General features: G+C 69.5%; 13 protein-coding genes. 4 read left to right on the forward strand and 9 right to left on the reverse strand.

The window, feature by feature from the left end; all coding sequences use genetic code 11:
• The 7 genes from ACTOWL_RS29435 to ACTOWL_RS29465 all read right to left on the reverse strand — a co-directional run.
• Positions 1–560: DUF2213 domain-containing protein (locus ACTOWL_RS29435; protein ID WP_441324846.1), on the reverse strand; the 560-nt coding region annotated here is incomplete at its 3' end.
• Positions 561–752: 192 nt separating this feature from the next.
• Positions 753–1,112, reverse strand: coding sequence for a hypothetical protein (locus ACTOWL_RS29440; RefSeq protein WP_441324847.1), 360 nt, complete (start codon positions 1,110–1,112; stop codon positions 753–755).
• Positions 1,113–1,230: 118 nt separating this feature from the next.
• Positions 1,231–2,499: a DUF1073 domain-containing protein gene (locus tag ACTOWL_RS29445; RefSeq protein ID WP_441324848.1), complete on the reverse strand. Its 1,269-nt coding sequence runs from the start codon at positions 2,497–2,499 to the stop codon at positions 1,231–1,233.
• A 74-nt stretch (positions 2,500–2,573) separates the two neighbouring features.
• Complete coding sequence (locus ACTOWL_RS29450; protein WP_441324849.1) at positions 2,574–4,178, reverse strand: PBSX family phage terminase large subunit; 1,605 nt, start codon at positions 4,176–4,178, stop codon at positions 2,574–2,576.
• A 390-nt stretch (positions 4,179–4,568) separates the two neighbouring features.
• Positions 4,569–6,530 (reverse strand): calcium-binding protein, encoded by a 1,962-nt coding sequence (locus ACTOWL_RS29455; protein WP_441324850.1) that lies wholly within the window; start codon positions 6,528–6,530, stop codon positions 4,569–4,571.
• Between the two features lie 254 nt (positions 6,531–6,784).
• On the reverse strand, positions 6,785–7,501 hold the full coding sequence (locus ACTOWL_RS29460; RefSeq protein ID WP_441324851.1) for a TOPRIM nucleotidyl transferase/hydrolase domain-containing protein: 717 nt from the start codon (positions 7,499–7,501) through the stop codon (positions 6,785–6,787).
• A 107-nt stretch (positions 7,502–7,608) separates the two neighbouring features.
• Positions 7,609–8,190: a DUF6456 domain-containing protein gene (locus ACTOWL_RS29465; protein ID WP_441324852.1), complete on the reverse strand. Its 582-nt coding sequence runs from the start codon at positions 8,188–8,190 to the stop codon at positions 7,609–7,611.
• A 117-nt stretch (positions 8,191–8,307) separates the two neighbouring features.
• On the opposite strand from ACTOWL_RS29465, the gene ACTOWL_RS29470 reads away from it, so the two are divergent.
• Positions 8,308–8,601, forward strand: coding sequence for a hypothetical protein (locus tag ACTOWL_RS29470; RefSeq protein WP_441324853.1), 294 nt, complete (start codon positions 8,308–8,310; stop codon positions 8,599–8,601).
• A 15-nt stretch (positions 8,602–8,616) separates the two neighbouring features.
• On the opposite strand, the gene ACTOWL_RS29475 is transcribed toward ACTOWL_RS29470, so the two are convergent.
• Complete coding sequence (locus tag ACTOWL_RS29475; protein WP_441324854.1) at positions 8,617–9,123, reverse strand: hypothetical protein; 507 nt, start codon at positions 9,121–9,123, stop codon at positions 8,617–8,619.
• On the reverse strand, positions 9,123–9,443 hold the full coding sequence (locus tag ACTOWL_RS29480) for a hypothetical protein (RefSeq protein ID WP_441324855.1): 321 nt from the start codon (positions 9,441–9,443) through the stop codon (positions 9,123–9,125). The genes ACTOWL_RS29475 and ACTOWL_RS29480 overlap by 1 nt, the downstream gene beginning before the upstream one ends.
• Positions 9,444–9,666: 223 nt before the next feature.
• On the opposite strand from ACTOWL_RS29480, the gene ACTOWL_RS29485 reads away from it, so the two are divergent.
• From ACTOWL_RS29485 to ACTOWL_RS29495, 3 genes are all read left to right on the forward strand, one after another.
• On the forward strand, positions 9,667–10,245 hold the full coding sequence (locus ACTOWL_RS29485) for a LexA family transcriptional regulator (RefSeq protein ID WP_441324856.1): 579 nt from the start codon (positions 9,667–9,669) through the stop codon (positions 10,243–10,245).
• A gap of 351 nt (positions 10,246–10,596) precedes the next feature.
• Positions 10,597–12,993 carry a calcium-binding protein gene (locus tag ACTOWL_RS29490; RefSeq protein ID WP_441324857.1) on the forward strand — a complete coding sequence of 799 codons (2,397 nt, stop codon included), beginning with the start codon at positions 10,597–10,599 and terminating at the stop codon, positions 12,991–12,993.
• Between the two features lie 31 nt (positions 12,994–13,024).
• Entirely contained in the window at positions 13,025–15,328 is a 2,304-nt protein-coding gene (locus ACTOWL_RS29495; protein WP_441324858.1) for a beta strand repeat-containing protein, read from the forward strand.
• The last annotated feature ends 88 nt before the right edge of the window (positions 15,329–15,416 follow it).

Here is a 15,416-nt window from a genome sequence, read left to right on the forward strand (position 1 = left end):
ACCGGTGCGACCGGCACGGCGACGGCGGTCCAGGCGTCGCCGATCCGGCAGGCCGGGCCGGCCCGGGCGGCGTCGACCACCGCCAGGTGATTGGCGCGGATCCGGCGCTGCACGGCGTCATAGGCCTCACCCGCCGGCGTGGTGCCGGGGGTCCAGTCGATCTCGGCCGCGTAGCCGACGCTGAGCTGCCGCTTGCCGGCCATGACGGCGTCGACGGCCGCGCGGTCCATCAGCACCAGCGGGACGCGGATGTAGTCGCCGTCCCGCGCCACCTCGCCGCCGACCTGGCCGATGCTGTGCGCCTTCCAGTTGGCGGCGGTGACCGGCTCGGCCGGATGGTCGAGCGTGACCGGGCGGTGCGCCATCGACGCCAGGGCGTCGGCGGCGAACACCTCCTCCTCCGGCCGCCAGACCCGCACGGTGGCGAGGTCGGTCCGCCCCATCTCGGCGCCGCTGTAGGTCTGGACGCCGGTGCGGGCGATGCGGGCGGCCGCGACCAGATAGCCGTCCTGCGTGGTGCGCCGGTCGCCGACCAGCGTCACGGTATCGGTGATGAGCATGGGATCTCCGTTGCGATGGGGGTCGAGCCGCCGTAAGCCGACCGCAAAAAGCCAACCGTCATCCCCGCGGAAGCGGGGATCTCGTAACGGGTCGACCTGAGGGAGATTCCCGCTTTCGCGGGAATGACGACGAAGGGAGTGGCGATCGTGTCGGGTTCGTGTCCACGAACCCGACCTATTCACGGCCGCGCACTACCAGCCGAATTTGACTCGCCAACCCGTTCGTTTCTGCAATTCGGTGAAATACGGAGTGGCATTTGGGGTGCCGTGTCCATAAAGGGACACACGCAGCTTCGGCACGATCGGCTTTGCCGTGAACGCGAAGGTCGCAGCGAATTCCCGGCCCTCGAAAGCCCCTTCCCAATGTGGGTATTCGACGGGAGCGAGCGACGAGAGAAGTGTAGCCACGAAGCCGCGCAGCGGAATGGGGCCAGCGTCGCGAACGAGGACAAAGCGGATACCGGGAAATACTTCGCCCAATCTCAGCTTCACATCCTCGATCTGCCCGAGAGGTTGGCGACCGGGACGGGTGATGGCGCCAGACATGACCATGCCTTCACTCCCTTCAGACGGCCGGATACGCGTGCCGATCCAGAGGAAATTGAACCACGAATCCTGCCCGCCGCGATCGGCAATGTCTCGGATGAAGTCTCTGCAGCGCGGCGCGGCATCACAAGGGGTGGCTCTCCTCCGTCTCGGCATCGCCATAGGCCGCCTCGATGCCGGGATAGAGGCCGTCCTCGACCACCTGGTTGCGCACGGCCCGGGCCAGCACCTCGGGCGGGATCAGCCCGGACGCGGCGTAGAGCGCGCTGGTTTCGGCCTTGGTCTTGCCGATCGCCGCCACCTCCCCCGCCCCGAGCTGCCACAAGGGCGCCCACTCGAACCGGATCTCCGGCGGCCGGATGCCGAGCGCGCTCAGGATCAGCGCCTCGTCCAGCCGGCGCAGCGCCGGGCCCAGCGTCACCCGCTGCTCCGCCGCGATCCGGTCGTAATAGTTGCGGATGTCGCCCTCGCCGGTCGCGTTCAGCCCGGCCGGGGCCTGGCCCAGCAGCCGCGTGGCCGGGATGTCGGCGGCGCCGGCGGCGATCTGCAGGTATTGCTGCATGATCTCGGGCAGCTGGGCGAAGCTCAGCTGCTTGCGGTCCCACTCCTCCTCCTTGTCGATCACCAGGGCGTTGACCAGCCCCTTCATCGTGTTGGCGAGGGTGAAGCGTTCGACCAGCCGCTTGGCATAACCGTCCTGCGCCAGGTTCTGGGTCAGCTGCGGGATGCGGATGACGTCGAGCTTGGCCTCGTGGATCAGCGTCGCCACCCCCTGGGCGGCCAGCCCGGCGTGGCGGATCGCGTCCATCACCGCCTGCAGCACGCTGTCGCCCCAGGCGTCGGTGCCGGCCCCGTCCGGCAGCTCGGCGCCGGGCAGGCGTACCACCCGGCTCGGATGCAGCCGCACGCCCCCTTTCCCCGCCGACGCCACTTGGTACCAGCCGGGCTCGCCGAAGCCGGGCGACAGCACGTCGCGGTCGATCTCGCCGGGCGTGATCTCCCAGCGATGCATGACATGCAGGTAGCGCAAGGCCCCGCGGCCCAGCGGCGGCAGCGGCTGCGCCGGGTCGCCGTCGCCGGCGCCCAGCACCAGGGCCGCACCGCCATAGAGCCGGGCCAGCCGCAGCGTCCGCGCCACCTTGCGCTGGACGCCGAGCCGCGCCTCCTCCGCCTCGATCGCCGCGATCTGCTCCGGCGCGGCATGCCAGCGCCGCCATTCCCGGGTCATGTCGAAGGGTGGCACGTCGATCACCTTGCGGGCGATCCAGTCGCCGCGATATGCGGCATCGAGCTGCCCGCGGTCCTGCAGCACCAGGCCGAAGCGGTCATGGGCGAGCTTGTCCTTGCCGGTGAACAGCCCGGCGACGAGATTGCTCAGCGTGTCCAGGAACAAGGCCGGCCTCCAAGGGCCATGTCGGCCCGCTTGTGTGTGCAACCGGAGAGATCGCGGGTGGCGGACAGCAGGCCTCACCCGAACAGGCGGTGCGTCCAGCCGATCGTGCCGACCCAGCGCATCGAGGTGTCGTAGGTGCCGCCCCTCCGCTGGCTTTCGACGGCGTAGCGCAGGGCGTCGATGACGTGGTTCTCGCGGTCCTCGAGCCGGCGCTGCAGCTCGCCGGTGTGCGGGTCGGTCCGATAGCTGTACAGGGCCAGCTCGTCGATCAGGTGCCGGCAGCGCGGATGCACCAGGATGTCGTGGCTCTGCAGGAAGGCGACGCCCTCCTCGACCGATCCCGCCCCCTTCGCCGCCGCCCGCAGGTTGCCGAAGCCGTGGCGCTGCAGGTAGTTGATCGTCTCCGGCCGGGCGCTGTCGGCGGTGATCGGCCATGACCGCGCCCCCGGAATGGTGTCGAACAGCGCCGGCGTCCTGTCGATCTCGCAGCCCACGGCATAGGCCTCGTGGTCGACGAACAGCGTCCGGCCGGTGATGAAGCAGCGCACCAGCACCGTCGGGTCGGTGCTGAAGCCCCAGTCGGCGCCGAACAGGAACCGGGGATCGGCCGGCGTCTCGAACGCCTCGACTCGCCAGTTCTTGAACACCCGCGCCTCGCTGACCCGGCGATAGCCGCCCAGCCAGACATGCTGGTACTTGTCCGGGTCGCGGCGGCGGTCCCATTCCATCTCCGCCTTCAGCACCTCCGGGAAATATGGATTCTCCGAATATTTGGCCTCCACCAGCAGGGCGTCGGGCGGCAGCATGGGGCCGCGGAACAGCGCGTCGACCGGGTCGTTCGGCTGCGTCGGGTTCCAGGAGAACCACAGCTCCGACCCCGGCTTGCGGATGGTCGGGCGCAGCAGATCCAGGCTGCGGGCCGACAGCGACTGCGCCTCCTCGACCCAGGCGATGTCGTAGCCCTCCAGCGATTTGATGCTCTCGGCGGTGTGGTTCTGCATGCCCTGGAAGATGATCCGCCCGCCCGGCGTCAGGATCTGGGCCTGCTGCACCTTGAACCGGCTGCCGACGCCCAGCGCCAGGATCTTGTCCTCGATCAGCCGCTTGACCGACTGGTCGAGCGACCGCTGCACCTCGCGGATGCACACCGCCCGGACCGCTCCCTTGAGGCAGCGCCGCACCAGCAGTTCGGCGAAGAAATGCGACTTGCCCGAACCGCGGCCGCCATGGGCGCCCTTGTACCGGGCCGGCGGCAGCAGCTTGGCGAAGACGCCGTAATGCTCGGGCGGCGGATCGGGGATGACGGCCTCGATCGCCCTGGCCGGCTGGGTTTCCTTCTCGACGACCGCCTTCATCGGTTTGGGGAGGCGGAGGCTGCGGCGCAGCCTCTCCACGTTCGCGCGGAAGCTCCGCTTCGCAGCGGGCACGTCGACCCGGTCGGCCAGCTTCGACAGCCGGCGCAGCACATGGCGGGAAAGCCTTTCGCCATTCGTTCGCCGCTCCACCGCTCCTTCGAGAACGGCCAGAACCATCTCCGGGTCTGTGAGCAGGCGGGACGCATGCTTTCTGGCATTCTCGAGATTCTTGATGTCGTACTTGGCCCGGATCGCCGCCAAGGCGCCATTCGCATCCAGCGAGTACTCCGAGGCGAACCTCAACTGCTTGTCCGTGCGCTTCATTCCGATCGCCCTCCGCTCCGGAACGAAAGCGCCCGCCGCGGCGGTGCCGGGCGGGCGCAACTCTTCGACTGTGCCTGAACTATGTCACGCGACGGCACGTCGCGTCAAGAACAAAAAGCGAACACAGCGTGTGACGAGCTGATGCCGGCCCGGATCGCCGCCCGGTTGCCGTCGCCGTTGACGAGACACGACGAACTCCGCCTGCTCGGCCGTGCGCTCATTCCGACCGACCCAGCCCCGCTCCGAAACGACAGCGCCCGCCGCGGCGGTGCCGGGCGGGCGCAACTCTTCGACTATGCCTGAACTGTGCCACGCGACGGCACGTCGCGTCAAGAACAAAAAGCGAACGTGCCGCGCGATGGGCTGATCCCGGTCGCCGGCGCGCCCGGATCAAAGCACGAAGTCGGCGGCCACCGGCGACAGGATGCCGGTGAGGGCGATGGCGAAATCGGCCAGCTTGTCGCCATTGACATCGCCCGAGACGATGGTCTTGCCGGCGTCGATCCAGATGTGCAGCTGCCCGGCGACGCCGGTGAACGCCCCGGTGCCGAGATAGGCGAAGGCCTGGTCCCCGGCGGCCCCGGTGCTGGCGTCGATCAGCGACAGGTCGATCTTGTCGCCCTGGGCGTGGCTGAAATCGGTGATCAGGTCGCGGCCCGCCGCCGTCGACGGGCTCTCGCCGGTGGTGACGAAGATGAAGCTGTCGGCGCCGGTGCCGCCGGTCAGCTGGTCCATGGCGCTGCCGCCATGGAGCAGATCGTTGCCGGCACCGCCGTCGAGCAGGTCGTGGCCGGCCCCGCCGTCGATCGTGTCATCGCCATTATAGCCGTTCAGCAGGTTGACCGCGCCGTTGCCGAACAGCGTGTCGGCGGCCTGGCTGCCATTGACGTCCTCGATCGAGATGTAGGTGTCACCCTGGGCGGGGCCGCCCGTGCCGGTGCCGGTCAGCAGGTTGACAGTCACCCCGATCCACCTGTCCCAATAGCTGACGAGGTCCCTGCCGGCGCCGCCGTCCAGGACATCGCCCCATCCACCACGCAGCACATCGTCGCCGCCCCAGCCCTGCAACCGATTCGCGAACGTATCGCTGCCGGTGAGGCTGTCATTGCCCTGACCACCGGTCAGGTTTTCGATGCCGGTCAGGACGTCACCCTGCGCGTCGCCGCCCGTGCCTTTGCCGGTCGCCAGGCTGACCGTGACACCGGCCGTGCTGTAATAGTAGCTCGCCGTGTCGCTACCAGAACTGTAGAAGTCCGCGCCATCACCACCGTCGAGGCGATCGGCCCCCGCGCCACCCCGCAGAACGTCATCCCCGAAGGACCCGTAGAGGCTGTCATTCGCGGCAGATCCCGTCAAAATGTCGTTATCGCTGCTGCCGCGAACGCCCTCGATCGAGATCAGGGTATCGCCCATGGCGTCGCCGGTGGCCAGATCGACCACGACACCCTGGCTCCAATTCTTATATGAAGCGACGTCGGACCCGCTGCCGCCATCCAGCGTATCGCCGCCGCCAAGGCCTGTCAGGATATCATTGCCCGCGCCGCCGCTCAGCCGGTTGGGGCCCGTATCGCCAGCGAGCACGTCATTGAAGGCCGAGCCGATGATGTTCTCGACCGAAGTCAGCTCCTCCGCACTGATGATCCGGTGATTGAAGTACATCAGCGGGTCGCCGATATAAGGGTTCAGCGGACGGACTTCGACCCAATCCGGACTGGCGGCGAAGCTGACCGTGTCGTTGCCGGCGCCGCCGTCCATATTGAGCCACCAGGCCCGTGGGCCTTCCCGTCCTGCGGCGTCGAGGACCTCGGTGTAGTCGGTATGGATCGAGCGATCGATCATCAGATCGTCGCCGTCGCCGCCATTGATCGCGCCGATCCCGGCCAGGGTGTCGTTGCCGGCACCGCCGTTCAGGGCGACCCTGGTGTGGCGGGCTTCCAGCACGTCGTTGAAGCCGGTGCCGATGATCGCCTCGACCGACACCAGGGTGTCGCCCAGGGCGTCGCCGCCGGTGCCGGTGATGGCGGCGTTCAAGTCCAGCGTCACCCCGGCTGCACTATCGGCATAGCTGGCGGTATCGAAGTCGGCACCACCGTCCAGGCTGTCCGCCCCGGCGCCCCCGACCAGCAGGTCATTGCCGTCGCCGCCGGCCAGCGCATCGGTCCCCGCATCGCCATACAGCCAGTCGTCCTTGCCCAGCCCCGAAAGCGTGTCGTTCCCGCCCAGGCCGTGCAGCTCGTCCTGCCAGTAATTCGGGTCGATGACCGGGTCGTTCGGCGGCGGCTGCGGCACCAGGATCGCCCCGGTCATCGTATCGTTGCCCTCGGTGCCGAAACGCGGTGCGGCGATGGCCATGGTCGCTCTCCCTATCCCGAATTGAAATCCAGCTCGAATACAGCGGCAGCAGGCCCGGCCGATGGCTCCCTGCCGCCGCGCCGGCCCTGACAGCCGGTCCCATGCCAGGACCAAGCAACTCAATTAAGCGCAAATTATGTCGATTTCCGACCTCTCCGTCGAGCCCGGTGCCGATAAATATCGCCAGCCCAAGATCGACTCGTCATGGGAGCCCCAAAGGGGCGTGCCCATCCAAACAGGCCGGAGAGTCGATTTCATAGCCCGCTGGTATAGGCACGGCTCAAGACACCCTGCAGCGGCCGGGGCTGGCGGTCGAGGTCCAGCGCGAGAACGAAGAGGCTGGCATAGCGCAGCTTCCGCCGCGCGCCCGCCCCCAGGAACCGGCGAAGCTGATCCCCGAAGCCGGCGTCGCGCCATGCGGCTTGCATCTGCAGCGTGCGAAATGCAGCGAGATCGCCCTCTTCCGCCAGGACCGCTTCGATGGCGTCGGGTCCGACCGCGCGGATGAGCTCGTCCTCCAGGTCGCGGTCGCAGACGAAAAACCCCTCGCGTTCGAGGTCGCTGCGCGAATCGGGCGGCGCGTAGCCGGCCCGCGCCAGTTCACGGCGGAAATGCCGCTCTTCGGCGGCGTCGCACAGGCCGCCGATGCGCAGCCCGGCGCCGGCCGGCCCGAAACGGGCCAGGAACTTCGACACCGACCGGGCGCCGCCGATCGGCACCACGACCACGCCCTCCTGCGTCAGGTCTCTGGCCTGGAGGCGTGCCAGGGTCTCGACGGCGATCTGGTCGCTGATCCCCTCGACCAGCACGATGGACCGGGCGTGCCGGGCACGGTCCAGCGCCGCCGCGGTCGCTCGCAGCGGAGCATCGGCCCCGCTCGCATATCCGGGAACGGCAAGCTCCCGGTGTCGGCGCCGCGCGCCGCGGCTCCTCGATCGCGTCGGCACCCCATCTGCGGCCTCACCGGCCATCCCGGCCACCCATGCGTTCCGACAGGCTCGGCCATCGTACACATTCCGGAAGCCCCCTGACCACCGATCAGGGGACCTCGAACGGGGCGATCGCCCCCGCCTCACCGTCACAACGCCCCCACAGCCCGGGGCCGGGGGCCTCGCCGCGGCTCCCCTCCTCCCGGCGCCGGATCGTCGCGGCCGGTCAGGCGGTAATGGTCGGCCAGGGTCTTCAGCCCGTCCTCCAGCACGCCCATCACCCGGTGGCGATGGCGCCCCTGCCGGTCGGCCACGACCGTGATGTCCTGGTCGTGGCAGCACACCGCCTCCACCACCGCGCCAACATGGGCGCCGAGGCAGCGCAGCGCCGATTTGTAGGCGCGCAGCGCTCCCAGCTGCACCTCCCCCGGGGCCAGCACCGCGCCGGTGCTGCGGATGCCGGGCGGCAGCTCGCCGTCGCGGTCCCTGGCGCCCAGCACGCCGATCTCGAACTGGCCGCGCAGCCGCTGCCCGGCCGAATGCATGCGCGGGCTGATCGTGCCCCGCGCCGCCAGCCGGTCGATCGGCGACTGCACCAGGCGGCCGACCGGGGCGCCGATCGCGGTGCCGGTCGGCCGGTCGACGATTCCCGCCGCATGCCCGGCCCGCTCCGGCGTCTCCCGCATCTCCTGCCCGGCCGTCCCGCCGCGGCCGATCCTGCGTCGCACCATCATGCCCCTCTGCCGGTTTCGGGAAGTCCGCGATGACCTGCATGCCACCTTCATCTCTTTGATCGGGAACGACTTCCGGAGTCGTCCTCTTGCTCTAGCGGGGGGACCGGAGGTCGCATGACTGAGTCCCCGAGACAGGCCGAGGCGATCCACGCCTGGCTGCGCATCTATTTGCTCAACTGGCAGGAGGGCTATCGGCCCTCGATGCTGGAGGTGGGATGGATCGCCCGCGCCATGCGGATCGCGCGCGACGGCGGCAGCCTGGGCCGGATCCATGACTGCATCCTGGCCGCGATCACGCGCCGGACCCCGGCAGAGCCGCCCGAGCCCTATGGGCTGGAGCAGTTCCGCCGCGACTTCGCCGCCTTCCGCGAAGCCCATTTCAGCGGCCCGGCCGCCGCCCGCATCTGAGCGGGTCGCCTCCGTTTACCAGAGGACCATCATCGCCGTGGCACAGCCGGTCGGCGACCACCGGGCCGGCGGGCCGATCCGGACCAGCGGACCGGACGGCTCGGGATGCTCGTGCCTGGCGAATTCGCGGCGCTGGACCGCCGCGTCGTAGCTGGCGGCGCTCTCCGGCGTCGGCTGCGGCCAGCCCGCCTGCGCCATCCGGAGGCGATCCTTCGCCTGGACCAGGGCCAAGATCTGCGCCGCGCTGCGCCCGGCGCGGCGCGGCACCGTGCGCTGGCCGGTGCCGGCGATCTCGAAGATGCGCCGGGCGCTGCGGCCGATGGCGATGACCAGGCCGGCGCGCTGCAGCCGGCGCAGCTCGTAGCTGATCAGGCCGGGATTGTTGCCGATCCCGTGGCCGGCAGCCTGCAGCGTCGCCGTCAGCTCGGCCGTCGAGGGCGTCGCCGCCCCCGCCTCCGCCGCGGCGGCGATGATGGCGAACAGCGTCCGGCTCCGGTCGCTGAGCGGGGTTTCGCCGCCCATCAGGCGCCCGTCCCCGGCGCCGGCGCTGCCGCCGGGTCGACCAGGGCGAAGGCCGACCCGGTCGCCAGCACGCAGGCGGTGCCGCTGGCCTGGATGCCGAGCACGGTGACGGTGGTGCCGTCGGCCGAGGCCAGGATCTCGATGACGAAGCCGCGGTCGGACAGCATCCGCGCCACCGGGGCCTCGCGGTAGCGCTCGTTCAGCGCCGCGGCGACGATCTCGTAAGGGGCGCAGGGGCTCTCCGCCTGGGCCGTCTGGACCGCGGTCAAAGCAAGGGCGAGGCCGGCCATCGGGCCGGCGAGCGCGGATGCGAAGGACATGATCGAACTCCGAAAGGAAGGGCGGTCATCCGGGCCGCCACGGTCCGTGCGGAAGGTTCAGCCGGCGCCGCTGAGCCGCGGACTCATCTCGCTCGGCCTTCGAATGGCATGAAATGGGACCAAAGCCATAAGATGAGAATTCCCCATTATGGGGAATTAGTCAAGTCGAAATTTCCCAAAATGGGGAATGACAAACCCGATCCGATCTTCCAGAATGCCCAGAATGGGGAACGGACTGAAACAGCTGCGCCAGGCCCGGGGCTGGACGCATGAGCAGGCGGCGGCGGCCATGGGCATCTCGCGCGGCCAGCTGATCAAGCTCGAGCGCGGCGAGCGGCGGCTGACCGCCGACTATATCCGGCTGGCCGCCGAGGCCTTCGGCACCAGCGAGCTGGAGGTGCTGGGCACGCCCCGCGCCGTGCGGCTGGTCGGCAAGGTCGGCGCCGGGGCCGAGGTGCATCTGTTCGACGGCGACGCGTCGTCGGAGCGGATCGACGAGGTCGAGGCCCCGCCCGGCGCCGACGAGTCGACGGTGGCGGTGATCGTCGAGGGCGATTCCATGTCCCCGCGCTACATGGAGCGCGAGACCATCTACTACCGTCGCGCCGATGCCACCGGCGACCCGACCAGCCTGATCGGGCGAGAGGTCGTGGTCCGCCTCGCCGACGGCCGCACCTTCGTCAAGGTGCTGCGCCGCGGCTCCAGCCCCGGCTATTTCACCCTCGACAGTTACAACGCCCCGCCGATGATGGATGTGGTGGTCGAATGGGTGGTGCCGGTGAAATGGGTCAGGCGGGACTGACCGGCCGGCCCCGGACGAGACCGCCCCTCCGCCTCATCCATTCGCCACAATTCCGATCAATAATACGATAATATGCGTCTTTTCCGGCCAACTGGCCCTCCCGTTCGGGAGATGTCGCCGGTGCCGGTCGGGGGCAGGCTTGCCCCGCCGGACCCAGCGGGCCACCGGGCGCGGCGGATGCAGAACAGGGGGACACCGTCATCACCGGCGACGTCAACGGGAACGGCACATCGGACTTCCACATCACCCTGACCGGCACCATCGCCCTGGTGACCGCCGACGTCGCGCTCTGACCACGGCGCGGCCGGCGGCAGACCACCGGCCGCCATCCCTCAACCACGGAGACCCATCATGGCGTTGGTCAACGGAACCGCCGGAAACGATCTGATCCATGTCGCCGGCGACGGGTTGGTCGCCCCGCCCGGCTTCACCGACATCCCCCAGGCGACGGCCCTCAACGACACGCTGAACGGCCTCGGCGGCACCGACGCGATCTATGGCGGCGACGGCAACGACCTGATCGACGGCGGCGACGGCAATGACAGCCTGGTCGGTGGCGCCGGGGCGGACACGCTGCTCGGCGGCGCCGGCATCGACGTCGTCAGCTACGGCGGCGCTGCTCGCGTGCTCGTCAATCTCACCACCGGCCATGGCTTTGAGGGCGACGCCGAGGGCGATGTGTTCAACGGCATCGAGAACCTCAACGGCACCGGTTTCGGTGACAGCCTGACCGGATCGGCTGTGGCCAACACGCTGACCGGCCTCGGCGGCAACGACGTGCTCTTTGGCCGGGACGGCAACGACATGCTCAACGGCGGAGACGGCAACGACTATCTCGATGGAGATGCCGGTGACGACACGCTCAACGGCGGAGACGGCATCGACGAACTCTTTGGAAATGACGGTAACGACACGGTCAGCGGCGGTGCCGGCGACGATGTTCTGTACTCGAGTACCGGGGCCGATCATCTCGACGGCGGGGCGGGCATCGACGCCCTCAGCTACGAGGGAGTGACCGGGGTGACCGTCGATCTGACCACCGGCCTCGGCGCCGGCGGCGACGTCATCTCGGGCGTCGAGAACATCGAGGGCACCTTCGGCCATGGCGACACCCTCACCGGCTCTGCCGCGGCCAATGGGCTCACCGGCCGGGGGGGCGACGATATCCTCAGCGGCCTCGCCGGCGACGACCAGCTCGTCGGCGGCTCCGGCGACGACATCCTCCGCGGCGGCGCCGGGGCCGATGCACTCGACGGCAGCTCCGGCATCGACCTCGTCAGCTTCTACGGCGCCGCCGCCGCGGTGACGGTCTTTCTATCGACCGGAATCGGCAACAACGGCGATGCCGAGGGCGACACCTATGCCGCCATCGAGAACGTCAATGGCGGCACGGCCGGGGACGTCGTCTTCGGCAGCGCCGACGCCAATGTCCTGAACGGCTTCGAGGGCAATGACCAGCTCATCGGCTTGGACGGGAACGACACGCTCGACGGCGGCGTCGGCGATGATCTCTTGTCAGGTCGCATCGGGGCGGACACTCTCAGGGGCGGCGCCGGCATCGACATCATCCTCTACAGCGGCACGGCCGCGGTGACCGTCAATCTCAGCACCGGCCTCGGCACCGGCGGCGACGCCGAGGGCGACGTGATCTCCGGCGTCGAGAACATCGTCGGGACCGTCGAATTTGGCGATACCCTCATCGGGTCTTCCGTGGCCAACCGTCTTCAAGGCCAGGGGGGAAACGACGTCCTCAACGGCCTCGGTGGCGCCGACATGCTGTTCGGCGATGCTGGCAGCGATATCGTCAGCGGCGGCGACGGCGACGACTTCCTCCATGTCAGCGCCGGCGTGGACGTGATCGACGGCGGCGCCGGCCGCGACACCATCGTGTTCGACCACGCCATGGTCTGCGACTTCCAGGCGACCGTGTTCGACGCCGACATCGCAGGCGATTTCTGGCCGAATTTCGAGGTGATCCAGGGCTCTGCCGGCGATGATCTGATCCGCACCACCGCCTTCTTCGCGCTCGAGCTGCGCGGCGGGGCGGGCAACGACACGCTCGCCACCGCGGTCGACGCCGCCTTCGGCGACACGCTGTCGGGCGAGGACGGCAATGACAGCCTCGACGGCGGCGTCGGCGACGATGTGCTCCGCGGCGGCGCCGGGGCCGATGCGCTGGCGGGCGCCGCCGGCACCGACACCGCCAGCTATTACAGCGGCACCGTCGGGGTCGTGGTCAGCCTTGCCAGCGGCCTCGGCGGCGGCGGCGAGGCCCAGGGCGACACGCTGAGCGGCATCGAGAACCTTTCCGGCAGCCAGGGCAGCGACAGCCTCTACGGCGACGCCGGCGCCAATGTCCTGCAGGGCTGGAACGGCAACGACGCCCTTTTCGGCCGGGCCGGCAAGGACACGCTCACCGGCGGCGCCGGCACGGACCGCTTCACCTTCACCGCGTTGAGCGACAGCGTGGTCGGCGCCAATGCCGACCGGATCACCGACTTCAGCCACGCCCAGGGCGACCGCATCGACCTGGCGGCGATCGACGCCAGGACCAGCGTGGCCGGCGACCAGGCCTTCAGCTTCATCGGCACCGGCCTGTTCACCGGCGTCACGGGGCAGCTTCGCTTCGCTTTCACCAGCCCCGGCGTCACCACCATCGCCGGCGACGTCAACGGCGACAAGGTCTCCGATTTCCACATCACCCTGACCGGCACCATCACCCTCGTCGCCGGCGACTTCGTGCTCTGACCACCGCCCCATTCAATCACGGAGCCCCATCATGGCCGTCGTCAACGGAACCGCCGGAAACGATCTGATCCATGTCGCCGGCGACGGGTTGATCGCTCCGCCCGGCTTCACCGACATCGCCCTGGCGACGGCGTTCAATGACACGCTGAACGGCTTCGCCGGCACCGACGCGATCTATGGCGGCGGCGGCGACGACCTGATCGACGGCGGCGACGGCAATGACAGCCTGGTCGGAGGCGCCGGGGCGGACACGCTGCTCGGCGGCGCCGGCATCGACGTCATCAGCTATGGCGGCGCTGACGTAAACGTCAACCTCACCACGGGCCGTGGCTATTCCGGCGACGCCTTCGGCGATGTGATCAACGGCATCGAGAACATCAACGGCACCGGTTCCGGCGACACCCTGACCGGTTCCGCAGCGGTCAACACGCTGAACGGCCTCGGCGGCAACGACGCGCTCAGCGGCCAGGACGGCAACGACACGCTCAGCGGCGGCGACGGCGACGATTTTCTGCAAGGGGGCGCCGGGGCCGATCATCTCGCCGGCGGCGCCGGCATCGACACCCTCGACTATGTCGGTCCTGCCGGGGTGACCGTCGATCTCAGCACCGGCCTCGCCGCCGGCGGCGAGGCCCAGGGCGACGTGATCTCGGGTTTCGAGAACGTCGGCGGCACCGCCGACCATGGCGACACCCTCACCGGCTCTGCCGTGGCCAACCGACTCTCCGGCTTTGGTGGAGCCGATACCCTCAGCGGCCTCGCCGGCGACGACCAACTCTTCGGTCACGCCGACAACGACATCCTCCGCGGCGGCGCCGGGGCCGATGCGCTCGACGGCGGCGACGGCATCGACCTCGTCAGCTTCTACGGCGCCACCGCCGCGGTGACGGTCCTTCTGAGCAGCGGACAGGGCCTCGGCGGCGATGCCCAGGGGGACACCTATTTCGATATCGAGAACGTCAACGGCGGCAAGGGCGCGGACCAGATCAGAGGTGCCGGGGACGCGAACGTGTTGAACGGCTACGAAGGCAACGACGACCTTTCTGGTTCGAGCGGCAACGATACCCTCCTCGGCGGTGACGGCGACGACACCCTCAGGGGCGGCGCCGGGGCGGATCGCATCGAGGGCGGCGCCGGCATCGACACCGTCGACTACGAGGGACCGACGGGGGTGACGGTCGACCTCGGCACCGGCCTCGGCAGCGGCGGCGATGCGCAGGGCGATACGCTGTTCGGCATCGAGAACGCCTGGGGCACCACCAGCTACGGCGATGTCCTCACCGGCTCCGCCGGGGCCAACCGCCTCCAGGGCTGGGGCGGAAACGATGTCCTCACCGGCCTCGGCGGCTCCGACACGCTGATCGGCAGTGCCGGCGACGACACCCTCGGCGGCGGCGACGGCGACGATTTCCTCCATGTCGGCGCTGGCGCGGACATCATGGATGGCGGCGCCGGCCGCGACACGATCGTGTTCGAGAATGCCATGGTCGCCGACTGGCAGTCCGGCGTGCTCGACGCCGCCATCGCCACGGATTCCTTCAGCAGCTGGGAGGTGATCCAGGGCTCCGGCGGCCATGACCGGATCCGCACCAACAGCTGGGGCTTCGCGGTCGAGCTGCGCGGCGGTGCCGGCGACGACGTACTCGCCGCCGGGACGACGGTCGACGGCATCAGCGCCGACACGCTGTCGGGCGAGGACGGCAATGACAGCCTCGACGGCGGCGTCGGCGACGATGTGCTCCGCGGCGGCGCCGGGGCCGATGCGCTGGCGGGCGCCGCCGGCACCGACACCGCCAGCTATTACAGCGGCACCGTCGGGGTCGTGGTCAGCCTTGCCAGCGGCCTCGGCGGCGGCGGCGAGGCCCAGGGCGACACGCTGAGCGGCATCGAGAACCTTTCCGGCAGCCAGGGCAGCGACAGCCTCTACGGCGACGCCGGCGCCAACGTCCTGCAGGGCTGGAACGGCAACGACGCCCTCTTCGGCCGGGCCGGCAAGGACACGCTCACCGGCGGCGCCGGGGGCGACCGCTTCACCTTCACCGCGTTAAGCGACAGCGTGGTCGGCGCCAATGCCGACCGGATCACCGATTTCAGCCACGCCCAGGGCGACCGCATCGATTTGGCGGGGATCGATGCCAGGTTCACGGTCGCCGGCGACCAGGCCTTCAGCTTCATCGGCACCGGCCTGTTCACCGGCGTCGCGGGCCAGCTCCACTACTGGCACGACGCCGGCCGGACCATCGTCTCCGGCGACGTCAACGGCAATGGCACCGCCGACTTCAACATCACCCTGACCGGCACCATCACCCTCGTCGTCGGCGACTTCGTGCTCTGACCAGGAGGGAACCGCAGCGGTGGAAGCCGACGCCTTAAAGGCGCCCCGGCGAGCGCGCATCCTCCATTCGGCGTCCACTCGAAACAGG

It is taken from the genome of Inquilinus sp. CA228 (genome assembly GCF_052078665.1).
Classification (GTDB): domain Bacteria; phylum Pseudomonadota; class Alphaproteobacteria; order DSM-16000; family Inquilinaceae; genus Inquilinus.

Coding starts and splice junctions, on each gene's coding strand:
- ACTOWL_RS29475 (WP_441324854.1), bottom strand. CDS start 9,123: ATGGGCGGCGAAACCCCGCTCAGCGACCGGAGCCGGACGCTGTTCGCC.
- ACTOWL_RS29450 (WP_441324849.1), bottom strand. CDS start 4,178: ATGAAGCGCACGGACAAGCAGTTGAGGTTCGCCTCGGAGTACTCGCTG.
- ACTOWL_RS29460 (WP_441324851.1), bottom strand. CDS start 7,501: ATGGCCGGTGAGGCCGCAGATGGGGTGCCGACGCGATCGAGGAGCCGC.
- ACTOWL_RS29470 (WP_441324853.1), top strand. CDS start 8,308: ATGACTGAGTCCCCGAGACAGGCCGAGGCGATCCACGCCTGGCTGCGC.
- ACTOWL_RS29440 (WP_441324847.1), bottom strand. CDS start 1,112: ATGGTCATGTCTGGCGCCATCACCCGTCCCGGTCGCCAACCTCTCGGG.
- ACTOWL_RS29465 (WP_441324852.1), bottom strand. CDS start 8,190: ATGGTGCGACGCAGGATCGGCCGCGGCGGGACGGCCGGGCAGGAGATG.
- ACTOWL_RS29455 (WP_441324850.1), bottom strand. CDS start 6,530: ATGGCCATCGCCGCACCGCGTTTCGGCACCGAGGGCAACGATACGATG.
- ACTOWL_RS29485 (WP_441324856.1), top strand. CDS start 9,667: ATGGGGAACGGACTGAAACAGCTGCGCCAGGCCCGGGGCTGGACGCAT.
- ACTOWL_RS29490 (WP_441324857.1), top strand. CDS start 10,597: ATGGCGTTGGTCAACGGAACCGCCGGAAACGATCTGATCCATGTCGCC.
- ACTOWL_RS29480 (WP_441324855.1), bottom strand. CDS start 9,443: ATGTCCTTCGCATCCGCGCTCGCCGGCCCGATGGCCGGCCTCGCCCTT.
- ACTOWL_RS29495 (WP_441324858.1), top strand. CDS start 13,025: ATGGCCGTCGTCAACGGAACCGCCGGAAACGATCTGATCCATGTCGCC.